This is a genomic window from Rhodanobacter soli, from assembly GCF_039523495.1.
GTDB lineage: Bacteria > Pseudomonadota > Gammaproteobacteria > Xanthomonadales > Rhodanobacteraceae > Rhodanobacter > Rhodanobacter soli.
In genome coordinates, this window is the sequence record NZ_BAAAFK010000001.1 from 2,554,100 (window position 1) to 2,572,604 (window position 18,505).

At 66.2% G+C, this 18,505-nt stretch carries 6 protein-coding genes; all 6 read right to left on the reverse strand.

Going from position 1 to position 18,505, the window contains the following annotated elements; genetic code table 11:
- Positions 1 to 9,150: filamentous hemagglutinin N-terminal domain-containing protein (locus ABD024_RS11745; RefSeq protein WP_343852803.1), on the reverse strand; the 9,150-nt coding region annotated here is incomplete at its 3' end.
- 12 nt (positions 9,151 to 9,162) lie between these two features.
- Positions 9,163 to 10,893, reverse strand: coding sequence for a ShlB/FhaC/HecB family hemolysin secretion/activation protein (locus ABD024_RS11750; protein WP_425543144.1), 1,731 nt, complete (start codon positions 10,891 to 10,893; stop codon positions 9,163 to 9,165).
- Between the two features lie 502 nt (positions 10,894 to 11,395).
- The gene (locus tag ABD024_RS11755) at positions 11,396 to 11,752 is read right to left on the reverse strand and encodes a hypothetical protein (protein ID WP_343852807.1); all 357 of its coding nucleotides are present in this window, start codon (positions 11,750 to 11,752) and stop codon (positions 11,396 to 11,398) included.
- Complete coding sequence (locus ABD024_RS11760) at positions 11,749 to 16,176, reverse strand: protein kinase domain-containing protein (protein ID WP_343852810.1); 4,428 nt, start codon at positions 16,174 to 16,176, stop codon at positions 11,749 to 11,751. The genes ABD024_RS11755 and ABD024_RS11760 overlap by 4 nt, the downstream gene beginning before the upstream one ends.
- A gap of 16 nt (positions 16,177 to 16,192) precedes the next feature.
- Positions 16,193 to 16,912 carry a PP2C family protein-serine/threonine phosphatase gene (locus ABD024_RS11765; protein ID WP_343852812.1) on the reverse strand — a complete coding sequence of 240 codons (720 nt, stop codon included), beginning with the start codon at positions 16,910 to 16,912 and terminating at the stop codon, positions 16,193 to 16,195.
- Positions 16,909 to 18,504, reverse strand: coding sequence for a type VI secretion system-associated protein TagF (tagF, locus tag ABD024_RS11770; RefSeq protein ID WP_343852814.1), 1,596 nt, complete (start codon positions 18,502 to 18,504; stop codon positions 16,909 to 16,911). Before tagF ends, ABD024_RS11765 begins: the two co-directional genes overlap by 4 nt.
- Position 18,505 lies beyond the last annotated feature (1 nt).

Sequence of the window (18,505 nt, forward strand, 5' to 3'; positions counted from 1 at the left end):
GCTTACCGTCAACGCCTGCGCATTGGTCAGGGCAAAGTTCGCCGCGCTGAAATTGCCCAGCGTGCCAACATGGTTCGCTCCGTTCAGCACTGTCGCACCGCTCGACTGACCGATCAGGGTGCCGGCGGTGATGCTGCCACCTGCGCCCTGACTGATCGTGCCGGCCGACTTCAGTGTCGTCGTGCCACCGTTGACTGCGCCACTGATAATCAGGTCGCCTGCGGTCGTCGTCAGCATGGTACTTGCGCCACCGTTCACCGGGCCGCCGACCGTCAGCGTCTGGGCATTGGTCACGGCGAGGTTGGCCGCGTTGAAGCTGCCCAGCGCACCAATGTGATTCGCTCCATTCAGTGTGGTCGCACCGCCCGACTGGCCGGTCAGCGTACCGACGGTAATGCTGCCGCCCGCGCCCTCCCTGATCGCGCCAGCGGACTTCAACGTCGTCGTGCCGCCATTGACCGCACCATTGATGGCCAAGTCACCCGCGGTCGTCGTCAGCGCCACGCTGGCGCCGCCGTTGAGTGGGCCATTCACCGTCAACGTCTGGCCGTTGGTGAAGCTGAAGCCCGTGCTGCTGAATGCACCGAGCGCCGCCACCTTGTTCGCCTGATTCAGCGTCGTGCTGCCCACGGCACTGCCGTTCAGCGTAGCTGCCGTGATGACGCCACCGCCTTGGCTGATGTTGCCGCCGGAAACCAGCGCCACCGTGGAGCCCCGGAGATTCTTCGACAACGCCAGGTTGCCGGCGGAAGTCAGCGCAACGGTATCGCCGGCAAGGTCCGCGTTGACGACCAACGCGCCGCCGACCGTCTCCAGGTCGATATCTCCCGCATTGCCGGTCGTCGTCAACGGACCGTTCACCGTCAATGCCTGCGCGTTGGTCAGGCTGAAGTTTGCCGCACTGAAGCTGCCAAGCGTACCGATCTTGTTGGCTCGGTTGAGCGTCGTGTTGCCCGCCGAACTGCCCGTCAACGTACCGGCGGTGATGATGCCTGCGCCCTGGCTGATGGCCGCGCCACTCACCAGGTTCAGTGTTCCCGTGGCAGACACATTGCTGTTCAAGGTCACGCCACCGTGCCCGGTCAACGACACGTTGGCACCACTCAACGCACCTGGTGTGGTCAACAAACCACCGCTGGAGGTCAGCGTCAGGTTCGCGGTACCGGTATCGATGGCACCAGCCGGCAAAGTCAGTACTCCGCCGGCGATCAGGCTCACGGTGCCATTGGCGCCATTGGCCAACCCGGCAATGGCAAGATTGTTGGCGTCGGTGATCTGCACGCCGGTGCCGGTGGCCGTCACCGCGCTGCCGAAGTCGTTATTGGCGTTGGTCAGCGCGATCGCCGCGCTGCCCGCGTTGATCGTGCTGCTGCCGGTCACGTGCAAGGCACCGGCTTGGCCAATCGCGCCGTTGTTGCTGGTGGCAATCAGGTTGCCGGTGACCGTGCCGCTGCCCAGGCTCAGTGCGCCGTGGCTGACCGCCGTCAGGGCGCCGGTGCCCAGTGTGCCCAGGGTCAGCGCGTTCGCATCGGTGACCTGCGTGGTGCCGCCGGTCAGGTTCACCGCGCCGGCGAAGTTGTTGCCGACGTTCGTCAAGGTGATCGCACCGCTGCCGGCGTTGATCGTGCTGCTGCCGGTCACGTGCAAGGCACCGGCCTGGCCAATCGCGCCGTTGTTGCTGGTGGCAATCAGGTTGCCGGTGACCGTGCCGCTGCCCAGGCTCAGTGCGCCGTGGCTGACCGCCGTCAGGGCGCCGGTGCCCAGCGTGCCCAGGGTCAGCGCGTTCGCGTCGGTGATCTGCGTGGTGCCGCCGGTCAGGTTCACCGCACCGGCAAAGTCGTTGCCCGCGTTGGTCAGCGCGATCGCACCGCTGCCTGCGTTGAGCGTGCTGCTGCCGGTCACGGCGAGCGCACCGGTCTGGCTGATTGCGCCGTTGCTGCTGGTCGCCGCCAGGTTGCCGGTGACCGTGCCGCTGCCCAGGTTCAGTGCGCCCGTGCTGGTCGCCGCCAGGTTGCCGGTCGAAAGTGTGCCCAAGGCCAGTGCGTTCGTGTCGGCGATCTGCGTCGTGCCGCCAGTCAGGTTCACCGCACCGGCAAAGTCGTTGCCCGCATTGGTCAGCGTGATCGCACCGCTGCCTGCGTTGAGCGTGCTGCTGCCGGTCACGGCGAGCGCACCGGTCTGGCTGATCGCGCCGCTGTTGCTGGTCGCCGCCAGGTTGCCGGTGACCGTGCCGCTGCCCAGGTTCAGTGCGCCCGTGCTGGTCGCCGCCAGGTTGCCGGTCGAAAGTGTGCCCAGCGTCAGCGCGTTCGTGTCGGTGATCTGCGTCGCGCCGCCAATCAAGCTCACCGCGCCGGTGAAGTCGTTGCCGGTGTTCGCCAGCGTGAGGACTCCACCACCACTGTTGAAGCTCGCCGCACCCGCCGCTGCCGACTGTACGATAACTGTGCCCACCGCCTGCGTGATGCCCGCCGCCTGGACACCCAGCGTCCCGGTGCCGACATTGACGTTGCCCAGAATCAGCCCATTGGCGTCCCTGATCGATACGTTGTTCGCACCACTGTTGCTCAAACCCACCGCGCCGGTGAAGTTGTTGCCCGCATTGGCCAGCGTGATCGCGTTGGCACCCGCGACAAAATTGCTGGTTCCCGTCACGCTGAGAGCACCGGTCTGACTGATGCCGCCCGCGGCCGTCGTCGACAGGTTGCCGCCCACCGTCGTCGCGCCAAAACTCGTCGCAGCGGCATTCGTGGTCAGGTTGTTGCTTGATCCACTGACCGCGAGATTGCCACCCGCCGTGAGCGCGGCGTTGCCGCCTGTCGTCAACGCCGCCGTCAATGCATTCACGTCGGTCAGCGAGATGCTGCTGCCGCTGGCCGTCACCGTGCCGGTGAAATCATTGCCGACCGAAGTCAGGCTTACCGCGCCGGTACCGCCAGCGATGCTGCTGGTGCCGCCGGCGAGAATGTTGCCGGCTGCCTGCGAAATGCCGCCCGTGCTGCTCGCCAGGGTCAAGGTGCCCGTGGCGGTGATGTCGTTGTTCAACGTCAACCCGCTCGCGCCGGTCAGCGAGACGTTGTTGCCGCTGAGGTTGCCCTGCGTCATCAGGCTCGTGCCCGAGGACAGCGTGAGATTCCCGCTGCCGGTATCGATGGCGGTGATCGTCGGCGCCAGCGTGAACTGGCCGCCGGCCACCAGCGACACGTCCTTGTTCGGCGCGCTCGTGAACCCGACCATGTCCAGCGCCGTGGCATCGGCGATCCCTACCGCCTGGCCGCTGGCCGTGACCGGTCCGGTGAAATCGTTGCCCGCATTCGTCAGGGCCAGGTCGCCCGCACCGGCATCGAGCGTCACCGCCCCGCCACCGGCCGCCTGCACGACGGCGCCGGTCTGGCTGATCCCGGTCGCCGTCAGCGTCAGCGCTCCGCTGCCGAGCGTCGACGCCCCCAGCACCAGCGCGTTCGCATCGCTGACCGCGACGTCGTTCGCACCGCTGTTGCTCAGGCTCACCGCGCCGGTGAAGTCGTTGCCCGCATTGGTCAGCGTGATCGCACCGCTGCCTGCGTTGAGCGTGCTGCTGCCGGTCGCGGCGAGCGCACCGGTCTGGCTGATCGCGCCGCTGTTGCTGGTCGCCGCCAGGTTGCCGGTGACCGTGCCGCTGCCCAGGTTCAGTGCGCCCGTGCTGGTCGCCGCCAGGTTGCCGGTCGAAAGTGTGCCCAGCGTCAGCGCGTTCGTGTCGGTGATCTGCGTCGCGCCGCCAATCAAGCTCACCGCGCCGGTGAAGTCGTTGCCGGTGTTCGCCAGCGTGAGAACGCCACTACCGCTGTTGAAGTTCGCCGCACCTGCCGCCGCCGACTGCACGATGGCCGTGCCCGCCGCCTGCGTGATGTCCACCGCCTGCACACCCAGCGTGCCCGTGCCGACACTGACGTCGCCCAGGATCAGCCCATTGGCGTCCCGGATCGACACGTTGTTCGCGCCGTTGTTGCTCAGGTTGACCGCACCGGTAAAGTCGTTGCCTGCATTGGCCAGCGCGATGGCGCCGGTGCCTGCGTTGATCGTGCTGCTCCCGGTCACGGCGAGCGCACCGGTCTGGCTGATAGCACTGTTGTTGCTGGTCGCCACCAGGTTGCCGCCGACCGTGCCGCTACCGAGGTTCAACGTGCCGTTGCTGACCGCCGCCAAGGCGTCCGTGTTCAACGTGCCCAGCGTCAGCGCATTCGCGTCGGTAATCTGCGTAGCTCCGCCCGTCAGGCTCGCGGCACCGATGAAGTCGTTGCCGACACTTGTAAGTGTGATCGCACCGCTGCCCGCACTTACCGTGGTGAGACCCGCCGTGATGTTGCCTGCCAACTGCGTGACCGCCGCATTCGTGCTGGTCAGCGCCAACGTGCCCGACGCAGAGACATTACCGCCGAGCGTCACGCCGTCGCGACCGGTCAGGCTCACATTGGTGCCGCCCAACGCGCCGCCGGTCGACAACACGCCGCCATTGGCCGCCAGGGTCAGGTTGCCCGTGCCGGCCGACAGGGCGCTCGCCGGCAACGTCAGTGCGCCGCCGGCGATCAGGCTCACGTTGCCGTTCGCGTTGTCGGTCAGCGAGCTCACACTCAGGTCATTGACGTCCACCAGCGACACGCCGGCGCCGGTCGCCGTGACGGCGCCCTGGAAATCGTTGTTCGCATCGGTCAGTGCAATCGCGCCATTGCCCGCGTTGAGGGCACTGGCGCCGGTCACGCTCAAGGTGCCGGCCTGGCTGATCGCGCCGTTGTTGCTGGTAGCCGTCAGGTTGCCAACCACGCTGCCGCTGCCCAGGTTCAACGCCCCGGTGCTACTTGCGGTCAGCGCGCCGGTGGTGCCGAGCGTGCCCAGTGTGAGCGCGTTCTGGTCGGTGATCTGCGTCGCGCCGCCGGTCAGGCTCACGGCGCCGGTGAAGTCGTTGCCCGCATTGGTCAACGTGATCGCATTCGTTCCCGCGTCGAAACTCGACGCGCCAGCCACCACGAACGCACCACCCTGCACGATCCCGCCAGTCGTGGTGGTTACCGACAGTCCACCCGCACCAATGTTCAATGCGTTTGCCGCAAAGCTGCCCCTGCGGGTTGTCAGGCTGGTCAGCGCGTTCGTGCCACCTACGGCACCACCGAAACTCGACAAACCACTCGTGTCCACCACCAGGTCATGCGCACCGTTGAGCGTGTTGGCGAACACGATGTCACCGCCGCCCGTGCTGGTCAGCGTCGCATCACCGGCCAGCCCTACCGCGTCGTTGTAAGTCTGCGCGCCCGTGGTCGTCACGTTGCCACCGAGCGTCGTGCTGCCGCCGGCAACCGTGGTCAGGCTGCTGAGCGCGCTCGTGCCGCCGACCACCCCCGCGAACGTGGTGGCGCCGCCTGTGTCGATCGCCAGGCTTTGCGCTCCATTGACCGTGCCGCCCAGCCTGATGCTGCCACCGAGAATACTCGTCAGATTGGTGGCGCCAACCAGCATCACCGCGTCGTTGTAGGTTTGCGTGCCACTGGTGGTCACGTTGCCGCCGAGCACGGTGCTGCCACCGGCGTCCGTGGTCAGGCTGGTGAGTGCGCTCGCGCCGCCTACCGCGCCGGTGAATGTGGTGGCACCGCTGGCGTTCACCGACAGAGAATAGTTGCCGTCGACCGTCGAGTTGAAGGTGATGTTGCTGCCGCTCAGCACGCGATCGGAGCCCAACGACACCGCTGTGTTGTAGGTCTGCGACCCACTGGTGGTCACATCGCCGACGAGCGCGAGCGGAATGGCATTGGCAAGGCTGAAGCTTGAGGCGGTGAAGCCCCCGAGATTGCCGATCTGGTTCGCCTCTCCCAGCGTGGTGGCGCCGACCGAACTGCCGGTCAAGGTGCCCACCGTGAGGGCGGCGCCCGCCACCTGCGAGATGGCCCCTCCGGAATTCAACGAAAGTGTGGCTGCATGAGCCGGTGTGATGGCCGCATAGATGCCCACATCACCGCTGTTGGCATCGCCGATCACGATCGCGTTGGCCGTGATCTGGTCCAACTCGGCATTGGTCAGGCCAAGCTGGGGCGGTGCCGGAGCTGGGGCATCGGGGCCCAGGGAAATTTGCCTTCCCGCCGTGGCCTGCCGGATGGCTGCGGTACCGGCGGTGCCGGCATTGATGGTTCCGAAAATGTCCGCGTTGTCGGCGACCAGGCTGACGTCCGCGCCAGCGGCGGCCCCATTGGTCGTGTCCACCGCGGTGCCCGCGCCAATATTGATTCGTGCGCCGCCGCCAGAGGCGGTGAGGGTTACCGCCCCGCCAGCGGTGATGATGCCGGGCGCCACCACGCCCAGGTCAGCCGTGGTGCTGGTGATGCCGACACTGCCACTGCCCGCGGTACCGCTGACATTCGCACCATTGGCTTCAGTGATATTGACCGCACCGGTACCATTCGCAGCGAAGGCGATGCTGGCGACGTCGGTGAGGACCGCGCCCGACGCGCCGATCGCCCCGTTGACGCCACCTGCCGCGAGAGTCAGTGCGTTGCCGCTGATCGTGCCGGCGTTGTGGGTGATGCTGCCGGCCAGTGCACTCAGGTCGACATTGCCCGTTGTACCGATGTCGCCGTTGATCGCGAGATTGCCGGTCGTGCTGCTGATGGCCACGTTGCCGCTGCCGGCGGTACCGCTGAGTGCGGTGCCATCGGCCTCGACGATCTGCACCGCGCCGGTACCAGTGGCCGTGAAATCGAGTTGCGTGGAACTGGTCAGCACGGCACTGGAGGCACCGATCGAGCCGTTGGCCCCTCCGGCCGAAAGGTTCACGGCATTGCCGCTGACCGTGCCGGACGAATGTACGATGTTGCCTGCGCTGGCGCTCAGCGCGACATCGCCACCGGAGCTGACTGCACCACCGATGGTGAGGTCACCGGTGGCAGTGGTGATATTGACCAGCCCCGAGGTGCTGCTGCCGCTGACCGTCAGGGCATCATCATCCGTGACCGCGACGCCGCCAGTTCCATTGGTGAACGCCAGCGCACCCACCTGCGTGTCGATTCCTTCGCCGAAGCCGATACCCGTTGCGGCGTTAAGCGTGGCCTGCCCGCCGGCATTGGTGATGCTGGTCGCCGTACCGCCATCGGCATCCGTGATCGCGCCTGTCGTTGCCGTCAACGTAACCAGTCCGTCCTGGCTAAGCACGGAGCCATCGTTGATCCCAATATCTCCCGTCGCCGAGGTCAGCGACACCGTGCCGGCGGTGTTGGCCACATTAGTCTGCTGCAGCGCCTGCACCGTGGCGCCGTCTGTCTCGGTGATCGCGATGTTGCCGGTCGCGCCGGTGTTGACCACATTGAGCAGCGTCGCCGCCGTATTCAGGTTGATACCGGTGGCAGCGGTCGCGTTCAACGTCCCTGCAGACAACATGCCTGCCGTTCGCGTGATGCTGCCCGCCGTTGCGGTCAGCGTGGCCGAGCCAGCACCAAGTGAGATGTCGTTCGCGAGAATGATGCTGTTGCCGGCAAGCAGCGACAGATTCAGCACGTCGCCACCGGGTGTCGAATCGAAGATCCTGTTGTTGATCACGATATCGTGCGCGGCGTCGAGCGTGAGCGCATTGGTGCCCTTGCCGTTGTAGTTTAGATCGGTGTTGAGGGTAATGTTCCCCGCCTGCGCATTGGTGCCGCCGCTACCGGTGGTGACCGTGACGCTGGCACCGCCGGTCAACGCAGCAGTGATCAAATTGACGCCGAGCGTCGCACTGTCGTTTGTCGAGAGAAAGGGATTGGCGGAGTTGATGTTCGTGCTGCCGCCGCCGGCGACGATGGTGATGTTGTTGGGATCAATCAGCCAGTTGCCACCCAAGCCGATGGCGTTGCGCGCCCCGACCTGCGGGGTGCTAGTGATGGTCAAGGCACCGTGGCTTGAGGTTTCGACGAAGCCGCCGTTGCCCCCATTGATGCCACCACGTGCAGACAGACTGCCAGCTACCACGGAGTTGTTCTGCGAAAACACCGCGATGCTGCCGCCGTTGCCGCTGTTGGTGGCATCGGCATTGATGACGGCGCCATCGGCAACATACGCGCGATCGGCAATGGCGAGTCCTTCCCCACCGCGAATGCCGCCGCCAACGCGAATCACGCCACCACCACCGCTGCCAGAGGCATCCAGAGTGCCTCCAGTTATCATCACATACCTGTCTGACAGCGCTTCGATACGCCCGCCACGTTTGCCGCTGACATCGATCGTTCCGGAGTTTTCCGCATTGCCCCCACTCGCCACCAGACGCACCACGCCGCCATCGGTGCTGATGCTGCTGGCGTCGATCACCCCGGAGTTGTTGACCAGGTTGGTGAACAGATCTTTCGCTGCCGAGGCCTGCAGAACCACGGTGCCGTCTTCGGCGCGCAAAGTGCCCTTGTTGGTTACGGCCGCTTCGCGCTGGTCCAGGCGCTGTTTCAGTTCGCCGGTGACCTGGATATTGATCAGGCCATTGCCGTCGAAGTCGAGCACGGCATGATCGGCGCCGTCGAGGTTGATCTTGCCGTAGTTGGCGAAGATCAGCCCATCGTTGAGCACGCTGCCACCGACCAGGGCGACCGAACCGCCGCTGGCGGCCTGGATCAGACCGTGGTTGACGATGCCTGCGCCGACTCCGGTCGCGTTGAGGTTGTAGTGTCCGGCGAGGAAGTCGTTCGGCGTAAGGTCGAGCGTGCTGGCCAGCAGGCCGCCCACGTTCATCTGCGCGGTGGCGCCGAAGATGATGCCGTGGGTGTTGATCAAGAAGATCTGGCCGTTCGAACTGATGCGGCCGAAGATCTGGCTGGGGTTTTGATCGAGGATGCGATTCAGCGCCACCGCCGAGCGACCCGGCTGATTGAACAGCACCGATTCGTTGGCGCCCACGTTGAAGGTCTGCCAGTTCAGCGCCAGCTTCTGCGATGCCTGGTTGATGACCGTGCTGCTACCGCTCTGGGTGATCGAACCCGTGCCGCCGACGACCACGCCGCCAGTGGGACCACCGGCCAGCGCATCGCCGCTGAAGACGATCGACCCGACGGCCAACCCGACGCACAGGCTGATCGGCCAGGTCCTGTGCAAGGGCAACGCCCTGCCCGACGCCGGGATCGAACGCGTGCACACGTTGGTGCGCGACTTGCGCTGGTGGGTGCTCTTGCTCATGGTCGTCATCCGTCAGAACGTGAAGCCGAAGCGGGAGTAGATGTGGTAGCCCTTGTGATCGGACGCATCCTGCGAACCCAGGGGTACGGCACCATTGAGATGGAACTCGAAGTGGCTGAACCGCGGCAGCCGGAAAATCAGGCCCGCACCCACGCCGCTGAGCGTGGCCGACTCCGGCGTGACGAACTTGTTGGCGCCCGCCGAATAGCCCTTGGCGTAGTCGACGAAAACCTGGAACTCCAGCAACTCGCGCCAGGGGCGGCCATAGAACGGCGACACCTTGTCGCCGAAGCCCGGCGCATCGACGTGATATTCGAGCGACGTGTAATAGCCGCGATCGCGCAGGGCGTCGGCGATCGGATAGGCACGGGTGCTGTCCGGACCGCCCAGCGCGAACTGTTCGAGCGGGACCAGCGCGTCGTTGCTGTACTGGCCGACGAGCTTGAAGTTGAGCCGCTGCGACTTGGTCAGGAACTGCATTCGCGTGTACGACAGCTTGGCGACCAGGAAACTTCTCGAGTGCTGGGGACTGACCAGGTCCGGTTCCCGGGAGTCGTCATTGACCGACTTGCGCAGGCCGACCTGCAGGATGTCGACGCCGTGGAAACGGCGGTCGGTATGGATCATTCCGTAAGTCAGTTCGGCCACGCTGAACTTCTCGTCCGACAGGTTGATGCCGAGGCTGTCGAGCCTGGATTCCTCACGGATGAAATGCAGTGTGCTCAGGGCCTGCAGGCCGTCCCTGTTGATGAACTTCCAGTCCAGACCACCGTAGTAGAGCGAGCTGGGCCCCTTGACGTTGAGCGCGGCGAACGAGCCGGTGTTGATCTGCAACTCGTTGCGGGAGGCACCGACCACCGCGCTCAAGCCCGGCACGCCTGGCGCTGGCGCGCGGTAGGACGCCGCGCCATACACGTTGTCGCTCGGGTCCAGCGCATAGTCCACGTTGAGGTTGAAGGCATCGCCGATGCCGAGTGGATTGGCCCACTCCAACCCAGCCTGTGCGCGGTAGCGGCCGGTGAGCTCGGTACCGTAGTTGTTGGCGCCGAGCAAGAACTTGTACGGGCGTTTCGCTTCGGTGGCGATCATCACTAGATCGGTATCACCGGTGTTCTCTCCCGGCTGGAACGTCGAGGCCACCGTGACGCCCGGCAGGTCGCGCGCATACAGCAGCGCGGTGTCAACGTCGCCCTTCAGAAGCGGCTTGCCGCGCAGCCTTTCCGCCGACGCCGAAATCACGCCGGGCCGATAGCGCTTCGTGCCCTTGACGATGATCTTGCCGATCTTTCCTTCCAGCACCCGGATCTCGACGATCTCGTCGACGCCGACGGTCTGTGCCGGAAGAAACGCATTGGAGACGATGAAGCCGGCCGTCCGATACCGCTCGACAATCTTGTCGGCAACGCCCTGCATTTCCTCGAAGCTCAACTGCACCGGATTGCCGGCCTTGCCGGCCAGTTCCCGGTACTGCGCATCGGCCAGCGCCTGGATGCTTGCCGGCGTTACGCCGAGGTCCGCATGCTCCGCAACGCCGGTAACGTGGAAACCACGCACCGCAACCTTCTGCACAGGTGCGGCATCGCGATCCCTGACCGGCGGCACGACATTGTCGGGTGTCTGCTGCGGCTTGGCGGTAGTTTCCGGTGGCGATGTCGGAGGATTTCCGACTGGCACTTCGTTGCTGGAAGCCTGCTCAGGCGAAACAGCGCTGGCGTCTTGCGCCCAGACAGCTCCGCCAGTCATAGCCAACGCCAACGCTGCCGCGAAGCAAACAGTTCGCACGATATATTCCCCCTGGTCGCATTATCGTTCCATTGACAGCGCGCCCCGAGATATCGAGGCACGCCAACTGCGAAATCCCAAGCCCCCCGTAATCAGGCAATTGCTGCCTGCTGGCTCGTGTTACCACTACGAGGATACACCTTTGCACGTTCAAAGGGAGGGCCGTCCGTCGTTGCAAAAAAGCCTGCAAACCCGACATACAAGCGCCTACCCATGACTTCGGAAAAACCTATTTCCCAGCGGCCGCATCCTTTCGGCCAGGCAGGATTGTGTGGCACGCCCGGAAGCGCCCCGCAACTGGCATTTCGCCGACAGCGATGCGTCGCCAGCCGTAAACCGCGCTCCTTGCACATCCCAACCCGTCATCGCGCCACGGTCATGCGTAATCTCACATGCGTGGAATGAAACTGGATGCCTGCCATGGACAAGATCGCCTTATGTGGCGACTGCAATGACAGGTATTTCAATTCCCGACAAACAGCCAGCACACCACCAGTATCAGCAATGCGGCCCCGGCCAGAAATGCGAGCAGGGGTTTCCAGGCAATTGCCGGTCGCATCGACAGCAAGGATGTCAATGCGCGTCCGGCATCGACGGAAGTATCGCCGGAAGGCATGGCGTGGACACGACGCGTGCGCGACGTCGTGGTGGCCGATGGCACCAGGGTCTTGCGCGCGGTGACGACGCCACTGCTGTCGTACAGCGACTGCAGCACGCGGCGGCGCCGGGCACGGTATTCGGCGCGCGAGATCCGGCCCAGCCGATGCGCTTCGTCCAGGACATGCAGATCCTGATTGATGGCACGTTCCCGTTCGGTCATTTCAACTCCCTGAGCACCCGGAAACCCACATCCCGCTGCGGCGAACCACCGTCGGCGCGGCTGGTGTCGACGCTGCAGTCCGACCAGTAGCTGCTGTAGCTGCCACCGCGCACCATCACGCTGCCGCCGCTGACCACCCATTCCCAGACATTGCCAGTCATGTTGACCAGACCCCACGGGTTGCGCGAGCGTCCCCGCGCCGACACCGGCGCACCGCCGCCGTCGCCACCACCCGCAGAAGGCAGGACACAATTGCTGTCCTCAGCCTGCTTCCAGCCACCGCCCCCCTTCGCCGCATGCACCCACTCCGCGTCGGTGGGCAGGCGATAGGTGAATCCGCCACTGAGGTCGCTGAGCCATCGCGCGTAGGCGCGGGCCTGGTCGAGGCTGATATTGCCCACCGGCGCGTTGCCGAGGTCCTGGTCCGCGACCGTCATGGCAGCGCACTTGCCGGTGGCCCGGCAGAACTGGTTGAACTCGTTGATGGATATTTCTGCGCGCGACATGGCATACGCCTTGCCGCTGCCGATGCCGGGCACCACGACCAGCAGCGGCCCGCGCGCACCACTGATGCTGTCGGAACAGAACTTGCCCTTCCCGGCCAGCCCGGGCTTGGAACACGAATCGGTCCCCGAGGGTTCCGCCGCCTCGGCAACGGCTGACGGCTTGGTGGCCGGCACGGCACCCGGCCTGCCGGTGGTCGCGGGCAACCGGCCGGGGACGACTGCGGGCGTCTCGGCGACAGGCGCGGTCGGCGGCACCTCGACGGAAGGTCCCGCTGGCGTGGCGCTGGAGGGCTTGAGTTTGTCGAGCTGTTCGGCCAGCGACTTGGCGCTCAGCTGGCCACGCATCTTCATGCTCGCTTCCAGCTTGCCAAGCTCCGTGGCGTCGGTCCTGCGGATGCCGTCGAGCTGCTTCTTCAGCTGCGCATAGTCTGCGCTGGCCAGCGGCTGCTTGCCCGCGGCCATGATCGCGGCGACCACGTCGTAGCGCGCCTTCGCCGCGTGCAGTTCCGGATTGCCGCCAAGCGTGCCGAGGCCTTGCCCAAGCACGTCCGTCGCCCGCTGGTAACGGCCTTTCTCGAACAAATCCTCGGCCTGACCGAGGTAGGCGTCGGCCAGCAGTTTCGGCCCCTCGGTCTTGAGGAACGGGTTGTCGGGCTGCAACGTCTTGATCCGCGCCAGCGACTGGTTGGCCTTGCTGACGTCGCCGGCGGCCACCGCGCTCTTCATCGATTCGATGCGCGACTTCACTTCGGCGTCGGCGCTCTCCTGCGCTGCCTTGGCCTGCAGCTCCTGCTGAAGTGCATCGAGGGCGGCAGCCTGCGCAATCAGCTGCGTCGACTTGGGCACGTACTTGAGGCCGAAATCCACCGCAAGCCTGGCTTGCGGCAGATGCTGCGGGTCGGCGAGCCGGGCCGCCTCGTTCGCGACGGCAGCACCCAGCGCGTCGACCACACGCTTGGTCTCGGGTGAGGTATCGGCGCGCAGCGTGTCCATCGCCGCCGCCACCGAATGCTGCCAGTCAGGCGTCAGCGTTGGCTTCGCGCCCAACCCGACCAGCGCCGTGCGCGCATCGGCGAGGGCCTGCGCCTGTTGCTGCAGATTCTTCTGCCGGACGGCGTTGCGCGCGCCGATCACGTCGGCCAGGACTTTCGCATGACCGGCTTCGGCCGGATCGAGTTGCTGGCCGGCCTGGCCGATACGTTCGGCGGCATCGAGATCGCCCGCGGCGATCCGCTCGCGCGCCAGCTTGATGAGGCCGGCGTCGACCTGACCGCGTACCGCGGCATAGTCCGGAGAGTCGGCGCCGATCTGGCTGCGCGCATTGTTCAACGCGCTCTTGACGTCCTGCAGCCACACCACGGTGCCGAGCGGATGGGCCAGCAGGTCGGTGACCCGGCTCTTGGCCAGCGCATTGCGCTGTGCCTCGGTGGCTGCCTTCTGCGCCAGCTGGTTCTGCTGCTCCAGCAAGCTCTGGCGCGTTGCCGAGAGCGCCGAGTCGCCGGGGAACAGGTCGATGCCGAAACCGGCGACACCGATCGCCCCGGTCAGGTCGCCCGCGCCTTGTTTCTCCGTCGCCTGTGCCGCCAACGCCTGCTTCAACCGGGTAGCCTGCGTGGCCAGCCGCGGATCGTCGCCGAGCAGGTTCGCCGTGTCGTGGTATGCCGTTGCCACTTTCGTGCGCCAGTCGTCGGCGTTGCTCGCCTGGTCGAGCAGGCCGGCCAGCGCCTGCAGACTCTGCTCGCGCCGCTGCTGCAACTGTTTCGCCTGTTGCTCCTGCAGTTGCTGCACCGCCAGTGCCTTGCCCATTTCGTCCAGCTGCGCGCCGCGCTGCTTCAGGCGGGCGGAATCCGGGAACAGGCTGCTGGCCAACTTGAGTTCGCCGGTCGCATCGTCGACGTGTCCCGCGTCCAGCGACTTGCCGATGGCCGTGTCGTACTTGAGCTCCAGCTCGGCGTTCTTCAGCAGGCTGCTGTTCGGATCGATCGCGCGGATGTGCGCCAGCGTGGGAACGACGTTGTCCGGCTGGTTCTCAAAAATGGCGTTCGCATCGATCTGCCGGGTGAGCTGGGTATCCAGCGAATTGAGCAGGTCGTTCTTCTGGTCATCCACGCTGCTGCGCTTGATGTCCAGCGCCGGCGAATACAGCTTCAGATCGTCGCGCAGCTTGAATACCCGTTGCGCCCCCGCGTAGTCGTAGCGGTCCCTGGTCGGGTTCCAGTAGGCGTCGATCCGACCCAGCAGGTAGTTCTGGATCAGTTCGCCCTGGTCGACGATAATGCGTTTGCGGTCGTCGTCACCCAGCGTATCCAGCGCCTGCAATGCCTGGTTCTCGTTCGCGTAGTGATCCGGCCGCGCCGGCGTGAACCGTGCGATCACTTCCGCCACATGATGGCTGTGCTGGTAGCTGCTCCACGCCCAGACGCCGCCGGCGAGCACCAGGACGGCCGGCACGCCATACATGAAGTACGGCATGGCCCGTTCGCGCAGGCCGACTTCGCGCAAGCCCTCGACCAGGTCGTGCGCACTCTTCAAACGCTGGCCCTTGGTGAAGGCGACGCTGGCGCACAGCACCTTGTACTGGTGCTTGGTCAGGCCCTTCACCGGTGGCGGCTTGCGGCCTTCCTTCATCGCCAATTCGGCGCTGGCCTTGTCGTACGGGTGCTTGCCGGTCAGCAGCTCGAAAGTCACACAGCCCAGCGCATAGACGTCGTCGCTGGGTATCGGGTCTTCACCGCGGATCATTTCCAGGCTGGCGTAAGCCGGGGTCAGCGCACCCAGCGTACCAGCGTCGAACACGGTCTGTTCGCCGACCGCGTCGCCCATGTGCTTGCCGGCGCGGGCGATGCCGAAGTCGAACACCTTCGGTATGCCGTCGCGGGTAACCATGACGTTCGCCGGCTTGAAGTCGGAATGCACCACGCCGGCGGCATGCGCCCGGCTCAGTGCCCGTGCCATGCCCTCGATCAGCGGCCGCGCCTGCGCCAGCGGCAGGCCGTTGTAGGCGCGTTCGCGGATCAGCTGCTTGAGATCGGAGCCGTCGACGTATTCCATCGTCATGAAGACGATGGTGCGGTCCTTGTCGAAATCGTAGACGCGCACGATGTTGTCGTGCGCCAGTTGCTGCGAGCGGCGTGACTCGCGCTGCAGCGAGATCAGCGAATCGGGGTGACGGCGGAATTCGTCGTTCAGCACCTTCACCGCGACATAGGGATCGCGGTCGCGCGCCTCGACCTTGCGCTCGTCGCGCGCCTTGAACACCACGCCCATGCCGCCGCGACCGATCTCGCGTTCGAGGTAGAAGCGGCCCTTGAGCAGCGAGCCGACCGTGACGAAATCGCCGGCCTCCGCGTCGGCGATGTGGTTCCAGCTGGAGCTGTTCATGCTGGAACTGGTGCCGGTCCTGCCCTGCTGCGTACCCTGCGTGCCGGTGGCGCCGATGGTATGTCCCTCGGTCGGCGGCCGCGGCGTACCCGAGGCAGGCTTGACGATCGTGGCCTCGTCCGTGACGGGTGGCTGCGCGGGTCGCGACGTCGGCTTGACCACAGTGGCATCGTCCACGTCGGCCGCGGGCGGCGTGCCCGGACGCGAGGCCGGCTGCACCCGGGTGGCCTCGTCGTCGCTGCCTGCCGCCGGAGCCGGTGGCACGGTCGGCCGCTGGGTGGCCGGTTTGACCATGGTGACGTCGTCGTCGGGCGCCGTCGGCACCAGCGGCACCTGCACCGCAACCAGCTTGGCCAGCAGCGCCTTGGCGATCAGCGGGTCGAGCGCGCCTGCGTCGCGCTGCTGCTCAAGCCACTCGCGTTCGGCCCGGTACTCGGCCTCCGCCAGTGCACCACGCGCGCCCAGCGCATCGAATACGGCAGGGAGCTTGAGTTTGTCGGCCTGGTAGGCGGAGACCAGTTCGGCTATGGAATTCATGAGTGGGGACTTTTCATCATTCTTGGATGCTTACGACAACGGCAGAAATGTTGTCCCGTCCGGCGCGGCCCATCGCCAGGTCGAACAGGCTGGCAACGAGATCCTGCGGTTGCGGGTTGCGGCGACATTCGCCGTCGAGTTCGGCATCCGACATTTCCTTGTTGATGCCATCGGAACAAAGCACGAACGCCATGCCGGGCCGGTTGCCGGCGATGACCCAGTCGACGAACAGGCTCTCCTCGGCGCCGACCGCGCGCGTGAGCACGCCGGAGCCGGCCTGCGGCGGTGCCGGCGTGGCGCCGAAGTGGGTGACGTCGTCGTCGCCGCCATGCACGTGGTCGCGCGTGATCTGGCGCAATCGGCCATCCTCGAAGCAGTAGGCACGACTGTCGCCGACCCAACCGCACAGCATGAAATCGGCGTCCTGCACGAGCACCACCACGGTCGAGCCGATCAGGTCGACGCCGCGCGTGGCGGCGGTCTGCAGCAGGTCGGCATTGATCTGGACCAGGGTGTCCTCGATCGCCTCGATGAAGTCGAAGGCGCTGCCCGGCCGGGACAAGGCACCCAGGCGCTCGACGATCATCGTGCTGGCATAGTCGCCGGCCGAGTGGCCGCCCAGGCCATCGGCGACGACCCACAGGCCGACCTCGTCGCGTACCAGGATGGCATCCTCGTTGTGCTTGCGGACCTTTCCGGTCACCGTGCGCCCGGCCGAAACGTATCGGGTCGTCATGCGTCAATCTCGATGATCGCCAACGGCCACCGGGCCGCATCCGTGCCGAGACCCGCAGCGGCGGCAATGTGCAGGCGCGCGTCGCCGCAGGACGGCATCGCAAGGCCGCGGGCAAGGATGTCCGGCGAAAGCTGCAGCAGTGGCTGGGTGGCCATCAGCAACAGGCGGTCGCCGGCCTCGACGGCGCAAAGAACTTCGCCGCAAGTCGGCTGCGCCAGGGCGCCGAGTCCGGGCGCGCTCAGCGCTACCCGGCTGAACAGCAGGTCGTCGAAATCGTCATCGCCGCTCGCACTGACGGCCGGCGGCGTGCTGCTGTTGGTGAAAAATGGTTGCAGCCGCCCCCGTCGCCAATGCCAGGCTGCCGCGGTGCCGATCCGCAACAGGCCCACCTGGCCGCCGGCAACATGCGCGGCGATCACCGCGCAATCCTCCAGCACCGGGTCGATCAGGTCCTCGCTGGCCTGCCGCAGCCGCGGATTCAAAGTCATGATCTGCGCGCGCAGCACTTGCACGCCGGCAGCCAGTTCGGCGCCAGGCAGGTCGTGGGTAATCGCGGACACCGCGGCGACTGCCTGCTGCCGCCGGTCGGGATGGCCCGCCTCGGCCGCTACCAGGGTCAACGCGCAATCCGGCCGGTACAACACCGCCACGCCGGCAGCAGGCACCTCCGCCACCACGGCGTGCGCGACCGGTGCCGTCAGCGTCGACACCTCCGATACCACGCCAAGGTCCGGCAGCAGTTCGAGATCGTCCGGCAACCATGCCGAGGATGGCGCGGCCTGCGCCGATGGCGGTGCCCATGTGGCCACCTCGATCAGACTGGCGGTCGCTTCCGGCATTGCATGCCGGCGCGGCGTGGCACCTTCGAACATCCCCAGCGACTGCCACGGCGCGACACTGCGGCTGGCGTCAAGAAACCCCGCATACGCCGTCGGCTGCGGCAAACCGTTGGTGACCAGCGCGCTCGCCGGCACCCGTTCGCCACCGGCCGTCCACCACAGGCACCAGTGGCCGGGCGCGGCAGCCAGGCCCGTCCACAAGCCACCAAGGAACGAAGCGGCGGCGCCGGTCGGCAGCGGCAGGCGCCAGTGGCTTGCCGCATTCCAGTCGATGCCACGCAGAAACCCCGGCGCCGGCGGCGGGGACATGTCGAGCGGACCGGCCAGCGCAGCAACCTGCTCGTCGAACAGGTCCACGCCGATCGCGGCGTCGACCTGGGCGGCGCCGTGCACCTGCTCGGCCGCGTCGAACCAGTCGCCGCCCTCGGTCAGTGCACGGGTGCAGGACGCGACATCGGCGGCGATGGGAGCGGCGATGACCATCGGAAAGCAGCGGCCGACGCGGTCCACGCCCGGCCCCATGATCCCGGCCCAGGCCGATTCCCCGCAAACTCCCGAGGCGAGCAGGAAATGCCACACCGGACTGGCGTGATAGGCCTCATGCCAGTCGCCCCCCAGTGCGCTCCTGCTCTCTGCTACCGCGTTCTCGAAATGGCGATCCCACACGTCGACGAAACCCGGCGGCAACCGTCGTTGCACGAAATCCCCGGCACTGGGCAGCTTTCCGAAAAAGCCGGCGGCGGGATTCGGCATG